Annotated in this window: 24 protein-coding genes and 3 pseudogenes; 17 read left to right on the top strand and 10 right to left on the bottom strand. The window is 58.9% G+C overall.

Annotated elements, in window-relative coordinates:
* Positions 1 to 69: 69 nt before the first annotated feature.
* Positions 70 to 357, bottom strand: a complete 288-nt coding sequence (locus BM017_RS24510) for a colicin E3-like toxin immunity protein (protein WP_071496423.1) — start codon at positions 355 to 357, stop codon at positions 70 to 72.
* Positions 358 to 372: 15 nt separating this feature from the next.
* A complete protein-coding gene (locus BM017_RS24505; RefSeq protein WP_092249290.1) occupies positions 373 to 1,536 on the bottom strand; it encodes an S-type pyocin domain-containing protein in 1,164 nt (387 codons plus the stop codon).
* 155 nt (positions 1,537 to 1,691) lie between these two features.
* Between BM017_RS24505 and BM017_RS24500 the strand changes: the two genes are divergently transcribed.
* The 3 genes from BM017_RS24500 (at position 1,692) to BM017_RS24485 (ending at position 3,877) form a co-directional block, all read left to right on the top strand.
* Entirely contained in the window at positions 1,692 to 2,327 is a 636-nt protein-coding gene (locus BM017_RS24500; protein WP_256575680.1) for a type VI secretion system amidase effector protein Tae4, read from the top strand.
* Between the two features lie 351 nt (positions 2,328 to 2,678).
* Complete coding sequence (locus BM017_RS24490; protein ID WP_092249284.1) at positions 2,679 to 3,149, top strand: helix-turn-helix domain-containing protein; 471 nt, start codon at positions 2,679 to 2,681, stop codon at positions 3,147 to 3,149.
* Between the two features lie 428 nt (positions 3,150 to 3,577).
* Positions 3,578 to 3,877, top strand: a complete 300-nt coding sequence (locus tag BM017_RS24485; RefSeq protein WP_092249281.1) for a DUF3077 domain-containing protein — start codon at positions 3,578 to 3,580, stop codon at positions 3,875 to 3,877.
* 97 nt (positions 3,878 to 3,974) lie between these two features.
* Here the strand turns inward: BM017_RS24485 and BM017_RS24480 are convergent, their stop codons facing one another.
* A complete protein-coding gene (locus BM017_RS24480; protein WP_032885644.1) occupies positions 3,975 to 4,346 on the bottom strand; it encodes a PH domain-containing protein in 372 nt (123 codons plus the stop codon).
* Positions 4,347 to 4,485: 139 nt separating this feature from the next.
* Between BM017_RS24480 and BM017_RS24475 the strand changes: the two genes are divergently transcribed.
* Positions 4,486 to 5,121, top strand: a complete 636-nt coding sequence (locus tag BM017_RS24475; protein ID WP_092249278.1) for a LysE family translocator — start codon at positions 4,486 to 4,488, stop codon at positions 5,119 to 5,121.
* A gap of 8 nt (positions 5,122 to 5,129) precedes the next feature.
* Here the strand turns inward: BM017_RS24475 and BM017_RS24470 are convergent, their stop codons facing one another.
* The gene (locus tag BM017_RS24470) at positions 5,130 to 5,459 is read right to left on the bottom strand and encodes a hypothetical protein (protein ID WP_092249275.1); all 330 of its coding nucleotides are present in this window, start codon (positions 5,457 to 5,459) and stop codon (positions 5,130 to 5,132) included.
* Between the two features lie 218 nt (positions 5,460 to 5,677).
* On the opposite strand from BM017_RS24470, the gene BM017_RS24465 reads away from it, so the two are divergent.
* The 12 genes and pseudogenes from BM017_RS24465 to BM017_RS29730 all read left to right on the top strand — a co-directional run.
* Positions 5,678 to 6,574, top strand: coding sequence for a hypothetical protein (locus BM017_RS24465; protein WP_092249272.1), 897 nt, complete (start codon positions 5,678 to 5,680; stop codon positions 6,572 to 6,574).
* A gap of 27 nt (positions 6,575 to 6,601) precedes the next feature.
* Complete coding sequence (locus tag BM017_RS24460; protein ID WP_092249269.1) at positions 6,602 to 6,889, top strand: hypothetical protein; 288 nt, start codon at positions 6,602 to 6,604, stop codon at positions 6,887 to 6,889.
* A gap of 176 nt (positions 6,890 to 7,065) precedes the next feature.
* Complete coding sequence (locus tag BM017_RS24455; protein WP_092249265.1) at positions 7,066 to 8,277, top strand: methyl-accepting chemotaxis protein; 1,212 nt, start codon at positions 7,066 to 7,068, stop codon at positions 8,275 to 8,277.
* 9 nt (positions 8,278 to 8,286) lie between these two features.
* The gene (locus tag BM017_RS24450) at positions 8,287 to 8,655 is read left to right on the top strand and encodes a response regulator (protein WP_058423391.1); all 369 of its coding nucleotides are present in this window, start codon (positions 8,287 to 8,289) and stop codon (positions 8,653 to 8,655) included.
* A gap of 23 nt (positions 8,656 to 8,678) precedes the next feature.
* Positions 8,679 to 8,966 carry an STAS domain-containing protein gene (locus BM017_RS24445; protein WP_058423390.1) on the top strand — a complete coding sequence of 96 codons (288 nt, stop codon included), beginning with the start codon at positions 8,679 to 8,681 and terminating at the stop codon, positions 8,964 to 8,966.
* Positions 8,967 to 9,006: 40 nt separating this feature from the next.
* Positions 9,007 to 11,046, top strand: coding sequence for a chemotaxis protein CheA (locus tag BM017_RS24440; RefSeq protein ID WP_092249260.1), 2,040 nt, complete (start codon positions 9,007 to 9,009; stop codon positions 11,044 to 11,046).
* Between the two features lie 29 nt (positions 11,047 to 11,075).
* Complete coding sequence (locus BM017_RS24435) at positions 11,076 to 12,734, top strand: methyl-accepting chemotaxis protein (protein ID WP_092249257.1); 1,659 nt, start codon at positions 11,076 to 11,078, stop codon at positions 12,732 to 12,734.
* Between the two features lie 39 nt (positions 12,735 to 12,773).
* Positions 12,774 to 13,313, top strand: a complete 540-nt coding sequence (locus BM017_RS24430; RefSeq protein WP_092249254.1) for a chemotaxis protein CheW — start codon at positions 12,774 to 12,776, stop codon at positions 13,311 to 13,313.
* 9 nt (positions 13,314 to 13,322) lie between these two features.
* Positions 13,323 to 14,132 (top strand): CheR family methyltransferase, encoded by an 810-nt coding sequence (locus BM017_RS24425; protein WP_092249251.1) that lies wholly within the window; start codon positions 13,323 to 13,325, stop codon positions 14,130 to 14,132.
* Positions 14,129 to 14,662, top strand: coding sequence for a chemoreceptor glutamine deamidase CheD (gene cheD, locus BM017_RS24420; RefSeq protein ID WP_092249248.1), 534 nt, complete (start codon positions 14,129 to 14,131; stop codon positions 14,660 to 14,662). The genes BM017_RS24425 and cheD overlap by 4 nt, the downstream gene beginning before the upstream one ends.
* Positions 14,625 to 15,701, top strand: coding sequence for a protein-glutamate methylesterase/protein-glutamine glutaminase (locus BM017_RS24415; RefSeq protein WP_092249245.1), 1,077 nt, complete (start codon positions 14,625 to 14,627; stop codon positions 15,699 to 15,701). Before cheD ends, BM017_RS24415 begins: the two co-directional genes overlap by 38 nt.
* 525 nt (positions 15,702 to 16,226) lie before the next feature.
* A pseudogene (locus BM017_RS29730) lies at positions 16,227 to 16,426 on the top strand (type VI secretion protein); the annotation flags it as partial.
* 78 nt (positions 16,427 to 16,504) lie between these two features.
* Here the strand turns inward: BM017_RS29730 and BM017_RS24410 are convergent.
* The 3 genes from BM017_RS24410 to BM017_RS24400 all read right to left on the bottom strand — a co-directional run bounded on the left by BM017_RS24410 (position 16,505) and on the right by BM017_RS24400 (position 19,735).
* Positions 16,505 to 16,906, bottom strand: coding sequence for a hypothetical protein (locus BM017_RS24410; RefSeq protein ID WP_092249242.1), 402 nt, complete (start codon positions 16,904 to 16,906; stop codon positions 16,505 to 16,507).
* Positions 16,893 to 17,348 (bottom strand): hypothetical protein, encoded by a 456-nt coding sequence (locus BM017_RS24405; RefSeq protein ID WP_092249239.1) that lies wholly within the window; start codon positions 17,346 to 17,348, stop codon positions 16,893 to 16,895. Before BM017_RS24405 ends, BM017_RS24410 begins: the two co-directional genes overlap by 14 nt.
* A gap of 74 nt (positions 17,349 to 17,422) precedes the next feature.
* The gene (locus BM017_RS24400; RefSeq protein WP_256575437.1) at positions 17,423 to 19,735 is read right to left on the bottom strand and encodes a TonB-dependent siderophore receptor; all 2,313 of its coding nucleotides are present in this window, start codon (positions 19,733 to 19,735) and stop codon (positions 17,423 to 17,425) included.
* 120 nt (positions 19,736 to 19,855) lie between these two features.
* On the opposite strand from BM017_RS24400, the gene BM017_RS24395 reads away from it, so the two are divergent.
* A complete protein-coding gene (locus BM017_RS24395; protein WP_092249236.1) occupies positions 19,856 to 20,035 on the top strand; it encodes a hypothetical protein in 180 nt (59 codons plus the stop codon).
* A gap of 9 nt (positions 20,036 to 20,044) precedes the next feature.
* Here BM017_RS24395 and BM017_RS24390 read toward each other — a convergent pair whose 3' ends face one another.
* From BM017_RS24390 to BM017_RS24380, 3 genes and pseudogenes are all read right to left on the bottom strand, one after another.
* Complete coding sequence (locus BM017_RS24390; RefSeq protein WP_092249233.1) at positions 20,045 to 20,896, bottom strand: AraC family transcriptional regulator; 852 nt, start codon at positions 20,894 to 20,896, stop codon at positions 20,045 to 20,047.
* 494 nt (positions 20,897 to 21,390) lie between these two features.
* Positions 21,391 to 21,948: pseudogene (locus tag BM017_RS24385) on the bottom strand (transposase); the annotation flags it as partial.
* A pseudogene (locus BM017_RS24380) lies at positions 21,947 to 22,828 on the bottom strand (DNA/RNA helicase, superfamily II protein); the annotation flags it as partial. The pseudogenes BM017_RS24380 and BM017_RS24385, both read right to left, overlap by 2 nt.
* Positions 22,829 to 22,912: the final 84 nt, after the last annotated feature.

Raw genomic sequence — 22,912 nt, 5'->3', positions numbered from 1 at the left:
CGCACGCCATGGGTTCGGGTGTTGACTGAGCGGTAGAGAAGGGGCTTTTGCGATGTGGGTTTCATTGCATCACGACGCCTTTTTGGATTGTTTTGGAGGCGGTGGCCAGGCGCCTTGGTAGCGGAAGGAGATTTGGTAGTCGAGGCGGTTGGGTTGGATCACGTGCTGGAAGTACGGCTGAATTAGCGTTATCCAATTGGGTTGGACGTTGAATACGTCGGCATATATCGCGGTCTCTTCGCTTAAGCCCAATGCTTCAAAAATACTGTCTGGGTCAGCGATATCCGCTGAGTATTCATCCGCTTTCAAGTCATTGCTGTGCTTTTCGTACCATCGCAGTCTGATTTTCATCACCATTTTCAGAATTCCTCTTTATCTATAAATTCGACGTTTCGGGTCCGCCGGTCCTCGACGCTCGGCGGTATAAGGATCAAATGCACCGAGGTGTTCCAAGTCACTTTTTCGATAGACTTCCAGCTCGGCTTTCTTGGAATCCCATTCAAATATTCTTTTTCCTTTTGCGTCTATCCAACGTTCGCGTAAGCCAACGCCACCTCTTCTTGGCGTCACAGGCCTTTGCGGAATCAGACCAGGGAAGCCTGTTATATCTTCGGCTTTGGGGGCTGGGAAGTAGTCATGGTCTGGGTTTCTGAGCCCTTTCCTTGGCTTGTTGACCACCACATACAGCGGCCGTACCCCCGACTCCACCGGGAACACCAGAATAAAATCCCGATACTCCGGCGGATAAACCGGGTTCACCAGAATCTGCGCCGCTTTCTCCGTCGGCGGATAAATCCAGATCATCGGCGCTTGCGGCGCAGCCTCCAATGGCGGAATCCCCAGCGTGTCGCTGGGATCAACGGCGGGTGTCCAGATCAACTCCACACCCTCACCCAAATCCGCTACAAACTGATCGCTACGGTTTTGGAACTGCACCACATCAATCATCTGCCAATCGGCATGGTTGCCCGTGTAGAACCCATACCCCTTGAGCGTGCCGTCCTCGCGTTGCTCGATATGCAACCGCATCTGCGACCGCGCCCGTTGCATCGAACGCAACTGCTCCTCGCTGTAGAGCGCGCTATCACCCAGCTCTGACGGCCAGGCCAGCGCCACCAAGCCCGTCAGCAGGCCCCCGGCGACCGATCCAACGGCAGTTGCCGCCGACTCCCAAACGGCCGACCGCAACGCCAACTGGCCCAAACCTGCAGGCAATGTGCTGCCGCCGATCTTGCGCAAGGCAACCGCGCCCCTGCTGTCCACCTCACGCCCACCCAGCAGGCTTAAGTGGCCATACTCCTTGATCAGCTCCAGCGGGACATACCCGGCCGGGTCGAAGTAATGAGTGATGCCGTCAGGCAGTTGGCAAGGCTTCATGAAGACGCAGCCGGGAGGTTTGGCTCGCGTAGGGGCTGGGGCAGGGGATGGCTCGAAAAAATCAACCGATGGCGAATACGGCGCACGCGATGGCTGCGGCGTCAGGATGCGTTGTTTGCGTAACTCTTCTTCGGTGGGTGGGTAAGAGCGTTCTGGCATGACGGCTCACTTCCTTGTGCGAGGAGGTGAGCCTACGAAGGCGGAGCGATGGTAGGTATTGGCTTTGTTCGATGGCTGGCGTGGGAAAAGGCAACAGGTTGTCAGCGCTCTAGAAGGCGAGCGTTTGAGCGCCTTGATCCACACGCGACAGGCTTGTGCGTATTATCCTGCAAGCCAAGCCTATGTCTTGCGTAGGACCGTTCTGGATTCGCTCTGGCGTTCTCTTTATCCGCACCGTGTTTGCTACGGTCGCGGAAAAAATACGCATGGAAAGCAGAATGCTGACATTCAATACCCTATGGAAAAACCACCCGGAAATCTTCGGCGACGCGGCGCCATGCAGAACCAACGGTGCCAAGAATTTCAGTGATCAATGCGCGATCAATCTTGGTGTGGCACTGCGTAGATCTGGCGTTGACCTGAGCAGTTTAAGCAGCGTGCGCTATTGTTGGCAGCATCCCAAAAGCGAGGGACACATACTGGCCGCAGAGGAAATGGCCAACGCATTAAGCCGCGTCATCATTCCCGGTTTACGACGCATGAAGAAGATAAAACCCGAAAGCTTCGAAGATGAGTTGGCTGGGCATCAAGGCATTATCTTCTTCAAAGACTTTTGGCGCCGGGGAAACGAAACGTTTGGTAATCGCAGTGGTGATCACATCGACTTATGGAACGGGCGGCGGTTGACGGACTGGTTGAGCTACCCGCGTATTCAGCTGGGATTTTCGATTGAAGGGACGTTCTCGGATTATCACGAGTCCAGGGAGATATGGTTTTGGAAGGTTGCCTGAAAGTTGTTAAGGGGGTGGTGTTTGTTGTGCTGGTGGTTGCGGTGGCACTTGGGGTGTTTAACGGGGTGGTAGTGGTGCTATCGGCGTATTTTGGACCGTTTTATGAGGGGGATGCGGAGCAGAGTCGGAATTTTGGGCTTTGGCTGGTGGGGAATGGGGTGGTTGTTGTCGGGGCAGTGACGGGTGGGGTGGGTTGGTATCGTAGGCTTCTGCGAAGGAGGTGATGAGCTTACCAAGCGGAAGTAGGAGCCGATTCGGTAGCGCCCGATGTTGGTGTTTCGAATATTGCGATTTTCGTTTGTTTCGTTTAGTTTTGGTCTCAACTGAATTTTGAAACACCGGAGTTGCATCATGATCGCCAATCACCTCCCTAAAACCATTCCTCCTCTGGAAAAGGAAGTCGAAGCTGCCGTACAAGGCCAGCGTGAGCTGGCCTCGCTGCTGTCGACCAAATTTGAAACCCAGCGCATCGACATCTTCGACAAAGAAGATAAGCCTCACAGCCTCGTACTCCCCACCTCGGCACTGCGCTTGTTGGTCGATATCCTGGGCGAGCTTGCTATCGGCAATGCCGTCAAGGTAGTCCCGGTGCACGCTGAATTGACCTCGCAGGAGGCTGCCGACCTGCTTAACGTTTCACGGCCGCATTTGGTGAAGATGCTGGAGGAGGGGGCTATTCCTTTTACGAAAACGGGGCGGCATCGAAGGATTCGGTTTTCGGATTTGATGGCGTTCAAGCAGCGGCGGGATGAGGAAAGTCAGGAGGCGATGGAGGCGCTGGCGCAACAGGCCCAGGAGTTGGGAATGGGGTATGACGGATGAGGTGTTCGCCTTTTACTGCTGTATACAATGCTTTCAGTTCATTTTGCTTTTGCCTCATCAGACACGTTTAGCCACAAAGCCGATTTTTCGCTAATCAATCTCTAGGCTACTTTTGGCGTGTCGTCGACATTCGGCGACCGGGCCTGGAAACCCGTGGAACAATAGCGCACAGGTGCCTTTATTTATCACGATGGCTGGTGTTTTTGTGCCAGCATATCCGTGTTATGGCGGCTGTGCGCGGGAGACCTTCGGGTCTGCCGGGTTCCTATTGTCCCGGTTTTCCAGCCTGCGCATAGCTGCCACCCATTCGCCTGGAAACGAACGTGGCGGCTCTTATCTACATTAGGAGTCAAGCCAATGAGCATTTCTGACAGGTCGCACCCTCGCAATACCCGCGTAAGTACCTCCAACCACCCCGGAGGTGCCCAATGATCAACCCACCCCTCAACAAAACCCTCGGCATCATCACCTTCTCCACCTGTGGCAAGCAGCCGAACCTCCACCGTCTATTCCGCGTCAATTCCGGCGTGCCCATCCGTGATGCCCTGGAGCATGCCTCCGAGTTGTTGCACTGTTCCAAGTTGCTGGCGTTGGATGCAGCCATGGATTCCAGTGCAGATCGCTATGCCTGGGCGGCGCATTATTTGGGGGAGATGGCCAAGGCGGTAGTGGATGATTTGGCGAATGGGATGTTGCCGAATGGGGTTGTGGAGGGGGGTGGTATGTAAGGCAGTGGCTTGATGGTGTGGGAGGGGGCCCTATCGGGGGCAAGCCCCCTCTCACATTTTGATCGAGGTACAGCCGTCTAAATGAATGGCCTGCCGATCAGGTCAGCAAGTGCTTGGAGATCAACCGCGAGATTTCGACGATGGAAGTCTTGCCGGTAAATTCGAATTTCACTTTGCCCAGCGACGAAAAGTAAATCTCCAGCTCCGAATCAAGATCAAACGTCCCGGATGTCTCCACCGAATACGCCACGATGTTTTTATACGGCAGCGACGTGAAATCCTTCTTGCTGCCGGTTATCCCCTGCACGTTCACCGCGATGATGCGCTTGGTGGTGAACACCACGCCGTCGCGCATGGCCTTGTAGGCGTCGACCACTTCTTCGCCGTCCAGCAGCAGGGCGGCGACGCGTTCGGCGTATTCGTTGTTTTGCTTGAGCTTGAAGAAGCCTTTGTTGTTGAAGTCGATCATGTCCTGCCTCTTGGGTGTATGCCGTTTTACTCGCGGATCTGTATCTAACGCGCGCATTTTGAACGCCCTACCATGGCGGCCAAGCTGACAACCTTGGCCAAATGTTTCGCCGACAACCTTACACCCCAGGAGCCCAACAATGCCCGAACCGTCCAGTTGGCTGGCCTATGCGCTGATTTCTCTCGGCATGGTGCTCACGCCCGGTCCGAATATGATTTACCTCATCTCCCGTTCGATCTGCCAGGGCCGCACGGCCGGGTTGATTTCCCTCGGCGGTGTGGCGCTGGGCTTTCTGGTTTATATGGTGTGCGCCGCCTTGGGCATCACGGCCCTGGTCATGGCGGTGCCGTTTGCCTATGACGCGCTGCGCTTTGGCGGGGCGTTGTACCTGGCCTACATGGCCTGGCAGGCGATCCGGCCGGGTGGGCGTTCGCCGTTCCAGGTGCGGGATCTGCCCAAGGACAGCCCGCGCAAGCTGTTCACCATGGGCCTGGTGACCAACCTGCTCAACCCCAAGGTGGCAGTGATGTATTTGTCGTTGCTGCCGCAGTTCATCGACCCGAACGGTCATGGCAGCGTGTTGACGCAATCCCTGGTGCTGGGCTTTACGCAGATTTTCATCAGCGTGAGCGTCAACGCCGTTATTGCCACAATGGCGGGGTCCATCGCGGTGTTTTTCGTTACCCGGCCGGGTTGGCAGGTGGTGCAGCGCTGGTTGATGGGCTCGGTATTGATGGGGCTGGCGGTGCGGATGGCGGTGGAGGGGCGGCGCTGAACCGTGCGTTACAGGATGGCTTTCAGGTAATCCTTGAGTGCGTTGAGCGGGGCATTGAGTTCATCCAGTGTCGACGCCTGGCGCACGTCCAGCGCCAAGCGCTGCAACTCGCGCCCCATCACTGTATCGGCCCCGCCCAGTGCTTCAAGCGCTTGATCAACACATTCCGCGACTTTGGATTGAATGGCCGCCAAGTCTCCCTGCCGCACCAGCAGCCCGAATACCTCCCGCTCATACCCATCCATCACCGGATCGTCCCGCAAGACCGGGCTGCCGCCGTCCGTCTCGTGCACCAGCTTCAGTGCAAAAAGCGCAACAGCTTCCAGCGTCAACTCCATGGTCTTGGTTCCTAGGGCTTGGGGGAGGGCGATGATCACTGTTCCAGGCAGGAAAAAAAAGACCCCAATACCGCGAACTGCCAGGCTCACCCTCCTGTGAAGTCATCTTCCCAAGGAACGATATTAATTAGCCATGTTCCAACTCGCCGTGCCAAATGCACCCGGCCACCAGACTGACAGTGTGCAAGGCTTAACCCATTACAAGGACGCAAACACTTATGCAGTCATCCCCTACCCAAGCACCTTCGGCCACCGGCGAGCTGATCGCGAGTTTCCGCCACGGCAAAGGCTTCCTGATTTTCAGTTTGATATTCGGGGTTGTGTTACTGGCCCTCGCCGGTTTTGTGCTGTACCTGGGCACGATACTGCCACCGGGCAACGATGGCCCGGTCAACCTCCAGACATCACGTGGCATGGCCTTGAACTTTGCCAACCCACATACCCTGATCTACGCCACCAGCGCCTTGCTGGTCGTTCTTGCCGTGGGCGTGTTTGCAGCCTACGCCTGGCACAAAAAACTGCGCGCGCCACGCTACAACGTGTTTGAGTTCGGCATCGAACGCATCATCAACGAGCAACGCGAGTACACGGCGTTTGCCGATATCGAAGACCTGTACTTGTTCGGCTCCGGGCAAACCGTGATGACCGGCATGATCACCAACCTGGCCTATCGACGAAACGCGTCCGAGCCGTTTCATCGGGTGATTGAAAGCCTCAAAGGCTTTTACGAATTCCAGCAACTGGTGCGTGAATTGCACGTTCGCGCACGCATGCCGGCAGTGATCGCGACGCTGGAGATGTGCGGGGCTGTGACGTTCAACTGCATCAGCTCGGGGCAGGTCTGGGGCAAACGCGTGAGTGGCAACTTCCTGAAAATCACCACCTCGCCAATCGTCGTCAGCCGCGCATCCCTCGAGTACCAGGGCCACAAAGTGCCGATGTCGTCGCTGCGCAGCGTCGACCTCAACGCCTGGACCGAAAAAGTGGTGATCAAGGACGAGAGCGGCAAACCCGTGTTGTCGACCATCTCTACCGGCATTCTGAGTCACGACCTGTTCCTCAATACCCTCGATGCCGTGTTTGCGGCGCAACAACAAACACGCGAGCGGGCTTGAGCCAGCAGCGTCACAGCTGAGGATTAAATGATGATCTATCGCGGCGCAGGCTGGCTGACGTTGTTTACACCGGTGGCGATGGTGCTGCTATTGATGGGGCTGTGGCCCGACCCCAGCGTCAAACCCGGCAACACATCGCTGATGCAGGTGTTGCTCGGCTTCGGGGTGGGGTCAGCGATCAACACCCTGCTGGGCTTTGTGCTGAACCGACAACCGCACGCCGATGGCGTGCGCCACCACTTCTTTTTCATGCCGATGCAATGGCCGGCGTTGGCGATCACGATGGTCTGCGCGCTGATTGCCTTGTTGAAATAACCCTACCGGCCGCCCGGCAAGGGCGGCCTCAAGGAATGCCTGCCTCAGGTCCACGGGTCATTAACATATCGGTCATAAACCAGACGGAAGGCACTCAACAGACCTAAAGTTGAGGCGCTAGGGGCGGATAAACACTATGTCGTTTATATCCGCAACACTGTTCAAGGACCGAACTCATGCCCCAGCGCCTATCCAGCCGCATGCCCCTTCCCGTTTATCCTCGTTTCCGTTGGTTCGCCTTGATCCCGGTCGTGCCGGCCGTTGTGTGGATACTCGTGCAATCAACCTCGCCGGCCAATCTGGTGGCCTGCGCGGTACTGGTGGTGGTCGGCCTCGGTGCCTGTGCCTGGAGCGCGGCTTCACAGCGCAACGCACTGCAGCGAGCGATTGCGCAGGCGCAGGCGGACCAATCGAGTGCGCACGCACATGACGGCTTGGCCTCGCGTGCACAGCTCGATGAGGTATTGCTGGGTGCCATGCCCATCTGGGCCAAGCAGGTGGAAAGCTCGCGCCATCAGACCGAGGAAGCGATTGTGAGCCTGGTGAACCGTTTCACCGGGATCGCCACTCGCTTGGAGGAAACGGTACAAGCGTCGCAGCACGCGGCCGGCGAGCTGGACGGGCAGGCCGCTGACGGCGCGCTTGAGGTGCTGGCGCGCAGTGACAGCGAGTTGAGCCAGGTGATCAATTCGCTCAAGGCCACTCAAACCAGCCGTGACCAGACCCTGGCGCAGGTGCGCAGCCTGACCGCCTACACGGGCGAACTGCGTACCATGGCCGCTGATGTGGCAGCGATTGCCGCACAAACCAACCTGCTGGCCCTCAACGCGGCCATCGAAGCGGCGCGCGCCGGTGAGGCCGGTCGCGGCTTCGCGGTGGTGGCCGATGCGGTGCGCAGCCTGTCGAGCAAATCCAGTGAAACGGGCCAGCAGATGTCGGCCAAGGTCGACATCATCAACAACGCCATTACTCAATTGGTGCAGGCCGCGTCCAGCAGTGCCGACCAGGACAGCCATTCGGTGGCCGAGTCCGAAAACAGTATTCAAATGGTGCTCACACGCTTCCAGAACATCACTGGGCGCCTGGCCGAATCCGCCGATCTGCTCAAGCAGGAAAGCTACGGCATCCGCGATGAGATGACCGAGGTGTTGGTCAACCTGCAATTCCAGGACCGGGTCAGCCAGATCCTCAGTCACGTGCGCGACAACATGCACGCCCTGCATGACCATCTGCAACAGGCCAACCAGACCCCGGACCAGCCGCTGGCCATCGACGCCCGCCAATGGCTGGCGCGCATGGAAACCACCTATGCCACTGACGAGCAACGACGCCTCCATCGCGGCGAGGCGGCTGTGCAGTCGAATTCCCAAGACATCACTTTCTTTTAGGAGCACATCATGGCGAAGAATGTATTAGTGGTCGACGATTCCAGCAGCGTGCGCCAAGTGGTCGGCATCGCCTTGAAAAGCGCCGGTTACGACGTGATCGAGGCCAGCGACGGCAAGGACGCCCTGAACAAGCTGACCGGGCAAAAAGTGCACCTGATCATCAGCGACGTGAACATGCCCAACATGGATGGCATCACCTTCGTCAAGGAGGTGAAGAAGCTGGCCAACTACAAGTTCACACCGATCATCATGCTGACCACCGAGTCTCAGGAATCGAAGAAGGCCGAAGGCCAGGCCGCGGGCGCCAAGGCGTGGGTGGTCAAGCCGTTCCAGCCGGCGCAAATGCTGGCGGCGGTCTCCAAATTGATCCTGCCCTGACACCCGGCGCCAGGGAGGCCACCATGCCGATCACTCACGAAACAATCGACGACACCGCCCATGTGGGCATCGACGGCGAACTCACGATCTACACCGTCGCTGAACTGGCGGGCGCGTTGTTGTCGCAGATGGGCGCGGCCCCGCGCCTGGAACTGGACCTGTCCCAGGTGACGGAAATGGACGGTGCCGGCCTGCAGTTGCTGGCCGTCATCCAGCGTGAAGCCGGCATTGCCGGTACCGCCTTGAGTGTGACCGGCCAGAGCCAGGCAGTCATGCAGGCGCTCCAACTGTGTCGCAGCGCCGCGCTTTAAGCGGCACTGTCCCGTTCATTGATCGACAAGGAAAGTCCAGGTGAGCATCAATCTCGATCAGGCACTGCAGACCTTCATCGTCGAGGCGCGCGAGCTGCTGCAGGCCATGGAGCAATCCCTGCTGCAGTTGGAAAGCGACCCCGGCGACCAGGATGCCATCGGCGCGATTTTCCGCGCCGCGCACACTATCAAGGGGTCCGCCGGGCTGTTCGGCCTCGCGTCGATCGTGGGGTTCACGCATATCGTCGAAGACGTTCTCGACCGCCTGCGCGATGGCAGTGTGGCGGTGGACGCGGCGTTGATCGCGCTGCTGCTCAAGTGCGGCGACCACATGCTTGAACTGATCGACGTGGTCGCCAGTCGTGGTGAGACGCCGACCCCGGCCGCACTGGAGCGCGGTGAGACCTTGCGCGAGGCGCTGAGCGACTACCAGCCGCTGCGCACCGCCACCGCCGACGTCGTACCCGCTGCGGTGCACGACGACACGGGGGCCGACGTGCTTTGGCATATTTCTCTGCGTTTCGGCGTGGACGTGTTCCGTAATGGCATGGACCCGCTGTCGTTCCTGCGCTACCTCGATACGCTGGGGCAAATGGTACAGGTCACCACCCTGACCGACAGCATCCCCGCCCTGGAGCACTGGGACCCGGAAAGCTGCTACCTGGGCTTCGAGATCGACCTGCGTTCGACGGCCAGCCATGCCACGCTCAACGAAGTGTTCGACTTCGTGCGCGACGACTGTGACGTGCACATCCGCGCCGTCGACGAAACGCCCGAAAGCAGCGTCGCCATCGGCAGTGACCTGACCGCGCAAGTCGAGCCAGGCCTGGCCCCCGCGTCGCCCCAGCGCCAGCCAGCGAACAGCGAGGCGAAAACCCGCGACGGCAGTTATGTTCGGGTCAACGCCGACAAGCTCGACGAGTTGATCAACCTGGTCGGCGAATTGGTGATCGCCAGCGCCGGCGCAAGCCTGTTGGCGCGCTCCTGTAACAACGACCCGCTGCAGGAGGCCACCTCGACGGTGTCGGGGCTGGTGGAAGAGATTCTCGATGGTGCCCTGCACCTGCGCATGATCCCCATCGGCGACACGTTCAACCGCTTCCGCCGCGTGGTGCGCGATGTCAGCCAGGAACTGGGCAAGGACATCGAGCTGATCATCAGCGGCGCGGAGACCGAGCTGGACAAGACCGTGGTCGAGAAGATCGGCGACCCGCTGATGCACCTGCTGCGCAACGCCATGGACCACGGTATCGAAAGTGCCGATGCGCGACGTGCGGCGGGCAAGTCGAGCAAGGGCCATCTGAGCCTGAATGCCTACCACGACTCTGGAAGCATCGTCATCGAAATCGCCGACGACGGCGCCGGGCTCAACCGCGACCGCATTCTGGAAAAAGCCCAGGAGCGCGGGCTGGTGGCCAGCGGCGCGGTGCTCACCGACCAGGAGGTCTACAACCTGATCTTCGAAGCGGGCTTCTCTACCGCCGAGGCCGTCACCAACCTCTCCGGGCGGGGCGTCGGCATGGACGTGGTCAAGCGCAATATCACGCTGTTGCGCGGCACCGTGGACCTCGACAGCCGCCCAGGCCAGGGCACGGTGGTACGCATTCGCTTGCCGCTGACCCTGGCGATCATCAATGGCTTCCTGGTCGGCATCGACCAATCCACCTACGTGATTCCGCTGGACATGGTCCAGGAATGCGTCGAGCTGGATGACCGCCAGCGCCAGTCCAGCCGCGATCAGGGCTATCTGGACCTGCGTGGCGAGGTGCTGCCCCTGGTGGACCTGCGCGACCACTTCAGCCACGAAGGCCCGGCCGCGCGCCGTCAGAACGTGGTGGTGGTGCGCTATGCCGAGCACAAGGCCGGGCTGGTGGTCGATGACCTGCACGGCGAGTTCCAGACCGTGATCAAGCCCCTGGGCAAGCTGTTCGGCGCACTGCGCGGTATCAGTGGCTCGACCATTCTGGGCAGCGGCGCGGTGGCCTTGATCCTGGATGTACCGGCGCTACTCAATCAAATCGTACAACTGGAAGCCCGCACGGCCCAGGCGCCTCAGTCGCCACCGCTCGTCGCCCGCTGACGTCTTTGCAATTCCATGGAGGTTCCCCGATGAAATGGTTCTACGATCTTAAAATTTCCACCAAGCTGATCAGCTCGTTCCTGGTGGTCCTGGCCCTCACCGGGGCCATGGGCGCCTTCGCTATCCTTCAGCTCGGTGCCGTCAACCAGGCCGCCCAGGACATCAAGGGCAACTGGATGCCCTCCATGCGTGCCGCCGCAGGCATGCGTTTTTTTGCCGCCAACTATCGCTTGAAAGAAAACCGCCACATCGGTACCGAGATTCCCGAAGAAAAGGCCCAGGCCGAACGCGAAGCCGCCGAGGCGCGCCAGCAGTTCGAAACCCGCATGCAGACCTACGAGCAATTGCTGTCGAACGATGAAGATCGTCAACTCCTGCTTAGCGTGAAAAGCGCATGGGACGCCTACATTGCGAGCAGCAAGCAGGTCCTGGAGTTTTCCCGTCAGAACCAGGAAGCCCAGGCGCGCAGTTTGCTCCGGGGTGAATCCAAAGGGCATTTCGATGAGGTGACCAGCCGCCTGCAGAAAATGGTCGAACTCAATGACGCCGGCGCCACCGCCGCGGGTGACAAGGGCTCGGCGCTGTATGAAAGCTCACGCGTGTCGATCATCGCGGTACTGGCCGCATCCCTGCTGATCGGTCTGGGCCTGGCGATATTCATCGCGCGGATCATTTCCCGGCCGTTGCGCCAGGCGGCGAGCGCCGCCGAGCAATTGGCCGAAGGCAACCTTAATGCGCACATCGAGCCAGGTGGCAAAGATGAAACCGGCATGGTGCTCAACGCCATGCGCAACATGGTCGGCAAGCTGGCCCATATCATCGGCGAAGTGCGTAACGCCTCCGATAACCTCGCCAGCGCCTCCGAACAAGTCAGCGCCACCGCGCAATCGATGAGCCAGGCCACCAGTGAACAGGCCGCCAGTGTCGAGGAAACCAGTGCGTCGGTCGAACAGATGAGCGCCAGCATCAACCAGAACACCGAAAACGCCAAGGTCACGGATGGCATGGCCAGCAAAGCGGCCAAGGAAGCCACCGAGGGCGGCGAATCGGTACAGCAGACGGTGGTGGCGATGAAGAAAATCGCCCAGCGCATCAGCATCATCGATGATATCGCTTACCAGACCAATCTGCTCGCGCTCAATGCCGCCATCGAGGCCGCCCGTGCCGGCGAGCACGGCAAGGGGTTCGCCGTGGTGGCCGCCGAAGTGCGCAAGCTGGCCGAACGCAGCCAGGTCGCCGCCCAGGAAATCGGCGAACTGTCTTCCAGCAGCGTGGAGATGGCCGAGAAAGCCGGCAAGTTGCTCGACGAAATGGTGCCTTCCATCAACAAGACGTCCGACCTGGTGCAGGAAATCAGCGCGGCGTCCGAAGAACAGGCCGCCGGTGTCGCGCAGATCAATACGGCGATGACCCAGCTCAACCAAGTGACCCAGCAAAACGCCTCAAGCAGTGAGGAACTGGCGGCCACGGCCGAAGAAATGAGCAGCCAGGCCGAGCAACTGCAACAGGCCATGAGTTTCTTCGTGCTGGATTCAGCGTCCAAGGCTGCGGTGCAAAGCACCGGCGTGGACAGCCCCGGCAGCACGCCCAACCGTCAACCGCCGCGCACTAAACCAACGCCACCGCGCAAGGCGTTCGCCTACACCATGGCCAGTGCCCCGGACGAATCGGATTTCACCCGCTTCTGATCGCACGATCGATGCGGGCCTACAAGGGAGAGTAGTGACATGGGCGCAGTAATGACGACTCGGCAGACCGCGATGGCGGTCGATGAGGATGCGCAGTACCTGACCTTCATGCTGGGCGGCGAAATGTTCGCCATCGGCATCCTGGGGATCAAGGAAATTATCGAATACGGCAGCCTGACCGTGGTGCCGATGATGCCCGCTTTTGTGCGCGGGGTGATCAACCTGCGCGGCGCAGTGGTGCCGGTGGTGGACTTGTCGGCGCGCTTTGGGCGGGCCAACTCGGCGATCACCCGGCGTTCCTGCGTGATCATCATCGAGGCGAGTACCGAGGACGGTCAGCCACAGGACATCGGGCTGCTGGTCGATACGGTATCTGCCGTGCAGGAGATCCCGGCCACGCAGATCGAACCGCCACCGAGTTTCGGTGCGCGCATTCGCGCCGATTTCATCAGTGGCATGGCCAAGGTCGAGGGCAAATTCGTGATCGTGCTGGAAGTGGACAAGGTGCTGTCCATCGACGAGATGTCCAGCCTGGCCGAGGCCGGCCAGGCGCCGGCCCCTGACCTCGACCTGCGTTGAGGCTCGATCATGTCAGACACCGTCTCCATCGACGATCATGAATTCGGTCAGTTCCAGACCTGGCTGTACCGGGCGGCCGGCATCAACCTGTCGCCCGCCAAGAAAGCCCTGGTGGCCGGGCGCCTGTTCAAGCGCCTCAAGCACTATGAGCTGCAGAGCTATGGTGAGTATTTCAAGCTGATCATGAATGACCAGCGCAAGGGCGAACTGCAGGTTGCGCTGGACTTGCTGACCACCAACGAAACCTATTTTTTTCGCGAGCCCAAGCACTTCGACTTCCTGCGTCAGCACGTGCTGCCCCAGGCCGCGCCGGGCCGGATGTTTCGCGTGTGGAGCGCGGCCAGTTCCACCGGCGAAGAGCCCTACAGCCTGGCGATGACCCTGGCCGAAAGCCTCGGCACCACGCCCTGGGAAGTGATCGGCTCGGACATCAGCTCCCAGGTACTGGCCAAGGCGCGCACGGGGCATTACTCAATGGAACGCATCGAGACATTGCCCCAGCCGCTGCTGGTCAAGTACTGCCTCAAGGGCATGGGGCGTCAGGAGGGCACCGTCCTGATCGACAAGACCTTGCGCAACCGCGTCAATTTTATCCAGGTCAACCTTAACGAAGCGCTGCCGGCGCTGGGGGAGTTCGAGGTGATTTTCCTGCGCAACGTGATGATTTATTTCGATCAGCAGACCAAGAGCCAGGTGGTCGCGCGTCTGTTGCCGCTGCTTAAGCGTGGTGGTTATTTGATCATCAGTCACTCCGAAAGCCTCCACGGCGTCAATGACACCTTGAAGCTGGTGGCGCCGTCGATTTACCGCAAGCCATGAAAAAGCCTGTGGGTACGACCGAAGTGGTATTGGCGCCTGGCCAAGTCAGTTTTGCAACGCGGCCGACGCGCCTGCGGACCTTGCTCGGCTCCTGCGTGGCGATCACCTTTTGGCATCCGCAGCGGCTGATCGGCGGCATGTGTCACTTCATGCTGCCGGGGCGCCTGCGCAACCATCAGCCCCTCGATGGCCGGTATGCCGACGAAGCCCTGGAACTGCTGCTGCGTCACGCGCAAATCAATGGCACGCATGTACGGGATTACCAGGTCAAGCTGTTCGGCGGCGGCGAGATGTTTCCTGATCTGCAACGTCGTCTGCCGACGCAGGACGTCGCCAGCCTGAATATTCGCGCGGCGCTGGCCCTGGCCGAGCGTCATCACCTGCACCTGACCGCCCAGGACATGGGCAGTACCGGTTACCGCACGATCATGTTCGACCTGTGGAACGGCAACGTCTGGGTTCGGCACCAACCAATGGGAATACTTCAAGAAGATGCCTACCAAAAAAATCAGTGTGCTGCTGGTCGATGATTCGGCCGTGGTGCGCCAGGTACTGCTGGCGATTCTCAGCGATACGCCGGATATCCACGTCATGGGGGCGGCTTCCGACCCGATTTTCGCCATGGACAAACTGGCGCGGGAATGGCCGGACGTGATCGTGCTGGACGTCGAAATGCCGCGCATGGACGGCATCACGTTTCTCAAGAAAATCATGAGCGAGCGGCCAACGCCGGTGGTGATCTGCTCCTCGCTGACCCAGAAAGGCGCGGAAACCTCCCTGCAGGCGCTGTCGGCGGGCGCTGTGGAAATCATCACCAAGCCCTCAACCGGCCTGAAGAGTTTCCTGATTGAATCGGCGGGCGAGTTGGTGGCCGCGATCCGGGCCGCCGCAAACTCCAATGTCAGGAACCTGGGAAAACGCAGCGTCAGCCCGCCCTTGGTTCCAGCCAGCAAGCTCAGTGCCGATGCGATCCTGCCCGCCGCCAATGGCCATGCCATGGCCCAGACCACCGAGCGCATCGTCGCCATCGGCACCTCCACCGGCGGCACCCAAGCGCTGGAAGCCGTGCTGACGGCACTGCCGCGCGTATGCCCGGGTATGGTGATCGTGCAGCACATGCCCGAGAAGTTCACCGCTTCGTTCGCCGAGCGCCTCAACAGCGTGTGCGAAATCGAAGTGCGCGAAGCGCGCAACAACGACCGTATCCTGCCTGGCTTGGCCCTGATCGCACCCGGCGGCAAGCACCTAATGGTCAACCGCAGCGGCGCCTATTACCACGCTCAGGTGATCGATGGACCGCTGGTCAACCGCCATCGACCCTCCGTGGATGTGCTATTTCGCTCGGTGGCCCGCTACGCCGGCAGGAATGCCACCGGCATCATCATGACCGGCATGGGCGACGACGGCGCACGCGGGCTCAAGGAAATGCTCGAGGCCGGGGCCGCGACAGTCGCCCAGGACGAAGCCAGTTGCGTGGTGTTCGGCATGCCCAAGGAAGCCATCAAACTCAACGCCGCTCAGCGCATCATGGCGCTGGAGGATATTTATCGGGCGATCTTGCATAAGTGAGGGGGGAGGGTGATGTAGCGGGTGTGTAGGTCGGTGGTTTGAGGATGTTGGGGTTGGCGCTGGCGCTATCGCAGATAAGCCAACGCACACAATGGACCGTGTTTCCGGTGTGGAGTGGGAGGTGAATAGGTATTGCGTCGACAAGCCACTTTTTTACACAGACGAAAAAAGGCCTTGAATTTCAAGGTCTTTTTTTAAGACGTGCCCGAGGGAGACTGGAGTCTTCTAGTAAACTCAAGGCCTCCAGGGCCACCGGTTACGGGATAGGTGCGTCTGCACAAAGCAAAAACCCTCAAACCAACCCAATAACCGAGCTGCAAAGCTCAACAAAGGGCCAGAAAACCACTCGATGTGGTGAGTAGGTTCTCCGGTGGAGATCGTGCGTGAGTTCAGCCGATCTGCAAATCCGACTTTTTCAACAGAATCGGCCAAAAGCCGTCATTCAAGGCCCCACAAAAACTGGAACGATTCACTGCACCGAACACGGCTCTTAGAAATAGAGAAATTCGAGAGCTGAGAGGGGGCGGGCAGCGGGTGATCCTCACTTGGAGTTGTCCGGGAACTCTGCGCAATGGGGAGCTGGCAGGGATATTGCCACCGAAACCGGCTTGGAGCACCGCCCGAAGTCGGATGGGGGGGGGCGTGGCCGGCTTCTACTGGCGTCGCTTCATGCTCTGCCAGTAGGCGTGGGATTCTCGCTGGTGTTGTGGAAGCCTGAGATCAAGTAAGGGTTAGAGCAGCAGCTCGCCGCGACAATGCGCCGCGGCAGAGTTTAATTGGAGACCAGATGCCGGCATGGGCCATCAGTGAGATGGCTTTCCATCCTTTGCGAGCAGTTCCTTTGCCATCTCCATTGCTTGCTCGCGTGAAGAAGCTAGAAGCAAAGGGTAGCCCCAGAACTTGGCAAAAACGATTGCGAATGCCCTGAAACCAAGACGTTTTGCCGAGTTGGGTTCGATCATGATCATAGCCAGAACTAACCTACGCAATTCAAGCTTGTGCTTTTTCATCCAGAGCGCGGTGCGTTTCTTTTCTTCCGGTGAGTGCTCATGGTCTTCGGCAGGTACGGTATCGGTCAAGATTACGAAGGACTCCCCGCGCTGCAGATTGGCCTCGAATTCGGCGAAATCCTTTTGGTGATCGTGTCCGGGCTCTTGCGTAAGGCTCATCCAGACAAAAGGGAAGTCAGAACTATTCACCGACATGGACGTTTCCTATGTTTTTAATGCAGCGCCAGGTGGCCGCAATGGCGAACACGCCTGGCAACGTAATGAAAAACACGGCCGAAAAAGCAACGTGCCAACCGTCGCGCAATCCGTCGGAAATTCCTCCGAGGGTATTCAGGGCGAGAAGTAGGCTGCCGAGAACCAAAGCTGCCCACTGAGCCTTACGGGTTCCTATCAGTGCGAGAAGCACCGTTACGATCCAAGAACCATAGAATGCTGAAAACATCCACAGTACATTGGGCTCAAACGTAATCGCAGGTGTCGCTCCGTGCGCTCTCACAAAATCGTTTACGTAGAAAAATAACTGAAAGGTGACAAAAAGTACGGCCCCCACAGCTGTCGTCAGCCAAAACACGGCCACTTTGTTTGCGTTGTTCCTGGCCGTGTCTTGGGCGGGGTCTAGGGTAGGCTTACTGGGCATAAGAGCTTTCTCGATAATCAATGGATGTTGTATGTCTGCGATGTACAACGGTTGAAATGTTCGATTAGGGGAAATCAATACCTGTAGTCCAGCGTCACCATTAAGTTGCGTGGTGCGCCATAACCTACAGTGTCAAAATCTCCTTTCTCCAACGCGTACTTCTTGTCGAGCACGTTGTTGACGTTGACTGCCGCGGTGATCTGCTTCGTGATGGAGTAGCGCCCCAACAGGGATACCAGCGCATAAGAACCTTGTTCACCACCCAACGAACTGGTGCCTGTGTTGGGTGCCTGGTAGAAGCGGCTTTGCCATTTGACGCCTCCGCCCAGCGTCAATTTGTTCCACTCTCCCGGCAACTGGTAGGTGCTGAAAAGCTGGGCAGTGGTGCGCGGTATTTGCGAATTCAAGCGGACGCCATCGCCATCTTGTGCCGTGAAATGGGCGATGCCTGAATAGATGTTCCAGCCACGCGCCAGCTCGCCCTGCAAGTCCAGCTCGATCCCGCGCGACTTCGTCCCATCCGAACCCATATAGGCTTGGGCACCACTTGGCGTATAGGTTCCTGCGACCATCTGTGCAGCGTTGTCCAGCTCGGTATGGAACAAGGCCACCGACGCATTCAGACGCCCATCCAGGTAAGCGCCTTTAAGCCCGACTTCCTTGGTTTTTCCCTTTGTCGGCGTGAGCACGTTGCCCTTGCTGTCGCGATAGTCGGTTTGCGGATTGAATATGCCCGTGTAGCTCACGTAGGCCGAATAGGTCTTATCGATGTCGTAGATCAAACCAGCGTACGGGGTGAATTCACTGCTCTTCTTGTAGTGCAACGACGAGCCGCCGACGGCGTCGTCGATTTCGTAGTTGCTGAAGCGGCCGCCGACAATGAGTTTCAGAGGCTCGGCCAGCGAGAACCGGGCTGCGCTATAGACACCGCTCTGTTTGATCAGGGTGCGAGTCGGTATCGAAGCCATGGCATCGAAGTTGGGGCGGGGAAAGGCCGGGCTCAGTTGATAGACATTGACCGGCGTGAAGGCTGCATAGAACGGAGCGATAGCGTCCTGACTGGCGGTGCGGCGCGAACTCGTCGCCCCCACCACCAAATCATGCTGGCGGCCAAGCAGTTCGAAGGGGCCGCTCGCCATCACATCGAAGGTGTTTTGACGGCTGCGACCTTCGGAAGCCAGTGCCACCGGAAGAGCCCCGTTGGGAAAGGAGCCCAGTCCCGTGGCGCGATCGGGGCGGCCGACCAGGCCGAGCAGTTCGGCATCGAATTCCGTGCGGTATTGATTAGCGACAGCCCGGAGATTCCAGCCGTTGTCAAAGCGGTGCTCGATCTCGGCAAACGCCGTCTTGAGCGTGTTGTCCCAATGGCTCCATTTCTGCGCATAGTTCTTGGAGCGTGAATACTCCGCCTGCGTGCCGTCGCTGAACCATAGCGGCATGCCTCCCCAGGTGGAGCCCTTCGGCGTGCTGTCCTGGTAGTCATAGCCCAGGCTCACCGTCGTGTCTGATGTCAGATCTGCCTCAATGATGCCGTAGAACGCCTTTCTCTGGGGCTTGTACCCATCAATGTACGAGTTTCCTTCCTGGGACGTCCCGACCATGCGGGCGCGGATACGGCCATCCTCGGTCAACGGAGTCGATACGTCGGCCATTTCCCGGTGGGTGTCCCAGCTCCCCGCACCGAGCGAGGCGGACGCCGAGAATTCGCGGGTCGGCCGTTTGCGCACCAGGTTGATGGCGGCCGAGGGATTGCCGGTGCCGGTCAGCAAGCCGGAGGCGCCGCGCACGACCTCGACACGATCGTAGAACGCGGTATCGAGGGAGCCGATGCCGCTCCCGTTGACAATGTCGCCGACGACAGTGGGTATGCCGTCGTACTGAACGTTGTTGATCAAGAAACCACGCGAATAGAAACTCGTCCGTTCGCTGTCTGATTGGTACGACGAGACGCCCGTGGTGTTATCCAGCACGCCCTGCACCGAGTTCAATTGCTGGTCGTCCATGCGTTGGCGGGTGATCACCGTCACCGACTGCGGTGTTTCCCGCAGCGACAGCGGCAGGTGCGTCGCCACCGACGTCTGGCCCGTAGTGTAGGAACCAGTACCTTCGGTGGTCGCCGTATCCACAGGGCCCGTTACGGTGATGGCCGGCAAGGCTATCTCCTCTTGAGGCTTTCCACCGGTCTTGGTCTGAATCTGCCCTGGCTCGGCCGCGAATGCGCCCTGCGCACTAATGAGAACTGCCGCCGCAACTGCCGAGCCCAGCACGGTGCGGGGCGCGCTCCTGATTTCGCTCTTGTACGGCCGATCCAAATGAGGATAGCCAGTGGGCTGTGCGCGCTTATCAATTGGCCAACGGAACTTCCCAACAGTTACGATGATGAACATCAACAATACTCATTTGTATTTGGATGTTACATTTAACAATAGAGACCGCTGGGAGTGATGGCGAAACTAGGCCAGATTGTTATTCAGTTAGGCCAATTGTGATGTCATGCAGGTGCCCGGATGGTTTTCGTCGAAGACCTGGCGTTGCACGAACATTTGCAGCTGCTGGTATTCGAGAAAGGCTTTGCTCTCGACGAGGAACCAGCCTTCACCAACATCACAACGTTGCGAAATGTCAGCAACTTCGCAAGGAAGGACTACAGGCGACGGTGGGCGGCCGCTGGTCCCGAACCAAGATAATCGGATGCATCAGGGGGATATTTCATTGGGGAGGATGATACCGGGCACGGAAGCGAGCTCTGCGCCGCTGATGCGATCCGATAGGTATCGTGCCGGAGGTTTGCCCATGGCCTTGCGGAACATAGTTATGAAACCGCTGGCGTTTTCGTACCCCAGCTCTAATGCTACCGTTTGCACGCTTTCGCCCTTCGTCAAACGTTGAAGTGCAAGGATCACATGCAGCTGCCGACGCCAGCCCCCAAAGCTCATTCCAATTTCATGCAGCAAAAGACGGCTCATGCTTCGCTCGCTCATGCCAATTCGAGTAGCCCAATCGGCCTTCGAGGTCTTGTCCGTGGGGTCGGCCAGCATCATTTCCACGAGGCGGCGCAATCGGGGATCACGCGGCATGGGCAGATGCAAGTCTTCCACCGGTGCCGCCACCAACTCATCGAGCAACGCGGCAATCAAACGGTCTTCTCGTCCACCCTGCGCGTATAACTCAGGAAACCCAGCCACCGTCAGTAGCAACTCGCGTAGTAATGGCGACACCGAAATCGTGCAACAGTTTTTCGGAAGGTCCGGTGCTGCGTCTGGCTCAACGAACAGGCAATAGCATTCCGTTTCACCCGCCCCCCGCGCCGCGTGTGGCAAATCTCCCGGTATCCATACGGCGCACTGCGGCGGCACGATCCAGACACCGTCTTCAATTTCGCAGTTGAGAATACCGCGTAGGGAGTAGATCAGCTGCGCTTTGCGGTGCTGATGCCTCGCGTTTTCCCAGTCCTTTGTCACCGATGTGGCACCTAACGCCACAACGGGGCGCGAGACGCTGTCGACGTCCCAAGGCACTGTTAGATCGGAAATTGCGATGCTAGACATGTTGTCTCGTAGAGCCTCGGATGGAAGATGAGGCTTTGGCCTAATCGGAAAATACTATGACCAACCTGCTCAATAACGTCTAGCCATTCCTTACACCTGAGGCCTGGCTACTCCAGGAGGGGAGAGGGCAATTTTCTTGGCGACGGACAACCCGTTCCAAGGTCCTCGCACGCTGGATCTTGTTCCATCAATGTTTGGGTCAAATAGCGGGCTCCAGCGGCAAATTCAACCTGAGCACCATCGAATTACTCAAGTAGTACGTTCACGAGGCCTGGATTAGGCCCAGTGACAGGAACGATCTATTGAAAGTACTTGGACATTGACTGCTTCTGGCCGATTCTGTTGAAAAAGTCGGATTTGCAGATCGGCTGAACTCACGCACGATCTCCACCGGAGAACCTACTCACCACATCGAGTGGTTTTCTGGCCCTTTGTTGAGCTTTGCAGCTCGGTTATTGGGTTGGTTTGAGGGTTTTTGCTTTGTGCAGACGCACCTATCCCGTAACCGGTGGCCCTTGAGAGGTAAATTTGGCCAGACGTCGTAGGTTCTGCACCGCGGCCGCCAGCGTGAACTCATCGGTCGCGCCACTCATGCCACGTAGTCGCAAGCGATCCAGGTTCAGGATGCGCTTGAGGTGGGCAAACAACATTTCGACCTTCTTACGTTCGTGGCGAGAGCGCACGTACGCAGGTGTCGTTGCGATTCGCCGAGCCACATCGCGCGCGGCTTCATGGACGCTGCGGGCGATCTTGCGGAACGCAGTGTTCGGGCAGCACTTGGCTTTCATCGGACAGGCAACGCAGTCGGTCTGCCTGGATCGGAAGATAATGGTGTTGGCTTTGGTGACGTGCGAACGCTCGTTCTTGAAGGCTCGCCATTCGCTACGTAATGCATTGCCAGCCGGGCAGCAGTATTCCTCAGCCTCTTCATTCCAGTGGAAATCGTTGCTCGAAAAACTGTCGTTCTTGCGTTCGGTTTTGTCCCACACCGGCACATGTGGCTCGATGTCCTTTTCCTCCAACATCCAGGCCAGCATCGACGCGGTACCGTAACCCGGGCAGGCGAATCAAGCTGTACGCCTTTCCGTCGGTTCCCGGCTCGAGCACGCCCCGTTGCAGCAGCTCCTTGTTCACCGCACTGATATTCATGCCCTTGAAGATTTCAGCCCTCCAGGCTTCCGGCAGCACGTAGTAGGTGTTGGTGGTGTGCAGTGCGTCCCCCATGCCGTGTTCCAGGGTCTTGCGAAAGCCCAGCCGATCAATCGTGCGTGGGCCGTGTTCATCGATTTTTGCGGCAGCAGATTCCCAGCGGGTAAAGCGGCTTTCTCCAAACCGCTCAATGACCTGTCTCAGCCGCGCCAAAATCGCATCACCCTCGAAATTTCCGGCGCCGCCATGCTCGGCCAGCCACGCATGCAGACACACGCGCGCGGCGGTCGTGGCTGTGCCGTCAGGCCAGCCGGTGACGCCGAAAGCGGTGGCCAACTCTCCGGCCGCTGCTGCGAGGCCAAAGCGAAGGGCTGCACGCTGGGCCTGTCCACTGGCCGATGCGGGTAGGTTTTGTGTGATGAACTGCTCCACCGTGCGGCGAACGATCACCGACCATCTGAGCATTTCTCCAGGCGCGCACAGTGCGTGCAGGAAGGCGGTGAGGGGTGTGCCGTAGTATTTGGCTACACGGACCTTGAGCGCATCGGAGAGGGCAGCAGCGTCCTCAAAACCGTTCAGCTCATCGAACATGCCGAGGCCTTTGCTCTTGTCAGCTGGCAGGGCGAGCATGCGAACTTCCATACCGGCTTTCAGCTCTTTGTTGACGTCTGCCATGTGCTGCGCCAACGTCTTCTCGCCCGTAGAGAGAAACAGCAAGCGCCACGCCTGCACGTAAGCGGGGTTTGTGCACGACTTTCCTCTTCCTAACGCCCGCAACCCTCCAGACTGGCCGCCGGAAATCTCTCGCCACAGATACTAACTTTCATCTCCAGGCGCTCCTGAGCTACTTTTTCTCCGTCGCTTCCA

It is taken from the genome of Pseudomonas sp. NFPP04 (assembly GCF_900113815.1).
Lineage (GTDB): Bacteria > Pseudomonadota > Gammaproteobacteria > Pseudomonadales > Pseudomonadaceae > Aquipseudomonas > Aquipseudomonas extremorientalis.
The sequence above is the reverse complement of the archived record's forward strand: the minus strand, read 5'-3'. Positions and strand labels throughout refer to the sequence as shown.

Excerpts from the sequence above, each read along its gene's own strand:
- BM017_RS24450 (WP_058423391.1), top strand. The coding sequence starts at position 8,287 with ATGGCGAAGAATGTATTAGTGGTCGACGATTCCAGCAGCGTGCGCCAA.
- cheD (WP_092249248.1), top strand. The coding sequence starts at position 14,129 with ATGAAAAAGCCTGTGGGTACGACCGAAGTGGTATTGGCGCCTGGCCAA.
- BM017_RS24490 (WP_092249284.1), top strand. The coding sequence starts at position 2,679 with ATGATCGCCAATCACCTCCCTAAAACCATTCCTCCTCTGGAAAAGGAA.
- BM017_RS24465 (WP_092249272.1), top strand. The coding sequence starts at position 5,678 with ATGCAGTCATCCCCTACCCAAGCACCTTCGGCCACCGGCGAGCTGATC.
- BM017_RS24425 (WP_092249251.1), top strand. The coding sequence starts at position 13,323 with ATGTCAGACACCGTCTCCATCGACGATCATGAATTCGGTCAGTTCCAG.
- BM017_RS24470 (WP_092249275.1), bottom strand. The coding sequence starts at position 5,459 with ATGGAGTTGACGCTGGAAGCTGTTGCGCTTTTTGCACTGAAGCTGGTG.
- BM017_RS24460 (WP_092249269.1), top strand. The coding sequence starts at position 6,602 with ATGATGATCTATCGCGGCGCAGGCTGGCTGACGTTGTTTACACCGGTG.
- BM017_RS24390 (WP_092249233.1), bottom strand. The coding sequence starts at position 20,896 with ATGTCTAGCATCGCAATTTCCGATCTAACAGTGCCTTGGGACGTCGAC.
- BM017_RS24410 (WP_092249242.1), bottom strand. The coding sequence starts at position 16,906 with ATGTCGGTGAATAGTTCTGACTTCCCTTTTGTCTGGATGAGCCTTACG.
- BM017_RS24445 (WP_058423390.1), top strand. The coding sequence starts at position 8,679 with ATGCCGATCACTCACGAAACAATCGACGACACCGCCCATGTGGGCATC.
- BM017_RS24510 (WP_071496423.1), bottom strand. The coding sequence starts at position 357 with ATGGTGATGAAAATCAGACTGCGATGGTACGAAAAGCACAGCAATGAC.
- BM017_RS24430 (WP_092249254.1), top strand. The coding sequence starts at position 12,774 with ATGGGCGCAGTAATGACGACTCGGCAGACCGCGATGGCGGTCGATGAG.
- BM017_RS24505 (WP_092249290.1), bottom strand. The coding sequence starts at position 1,536 with ATGCCAGAACGCTCTTACCCACCCACCGAAGAAGAGTTACGCAAACAA.
- BM017_RS24395 (WP_092249236.1), top strand. The coding sequence starts at position 19,856 with ATGGTTTTCGTCGAAGACCTGGCGTTGCACGAACATTTGCAGCTGCTG.
- BM017_RS24400 (WP_256575437.1), bottom strand. The coding sequence starts at position 19,735 with ATGTTCATCATCGTAACTGTTGGGAAGTTCCGTTGGCCAATTGATAAG.
- BM017_RS24405 (WP_092249239.1), bottom strand. The coding sequence starts at position 17,348 with ATGCCCAGTAAGCCTACCCTAGACCCCGCCCAAGACACGGCCAGGAAC.
- BM017_RS24485 (WP_092249281.1), top strand. The coding sequence starts at position 3,578 with ATGATCAACCCACCCCTCAACAAAACCCTCGGCATCATCACCTTCTCC.
- BM017_RS24475 (WP_092249278.1), top strand. The coding sequence starts at position 4,486 with ATGCCCGAACCGTCCAGTTGGCTGGCCTATGCGCTGATTTCTCTCGGC.
- BM017_RS24480 (WP_032885644.1), bottom strand. The coding sequence starts at position 4,346 with ATGATCGACTTCAACAACAAAGGCTTCTTCAAGCTCAAGCAAAACAAC.
- BM017_RS24435 (WP_092249257.1), top strand. The coding sequence starts at position 11,076 with ATGAAATGGTTCTACGATCTTAAAATTTCCACCAAGCTGATCAGCTCG.
- BM017_RS24455 (WP_092249265.1), top strand. The coding sequence starts at position 7,066 with ATGCCCCAGCGCCTATCCAGCCGCATGCCCCTTCCCGTTTATCCTCGT.
- BM017_RS24415 (WP_092249245.1), top strand. The coding sequence starts at position 14,625 with ATGCCTACCAAAAAAATCAGTGTGCTGCTGGTCGATGATTCGGCCGTG.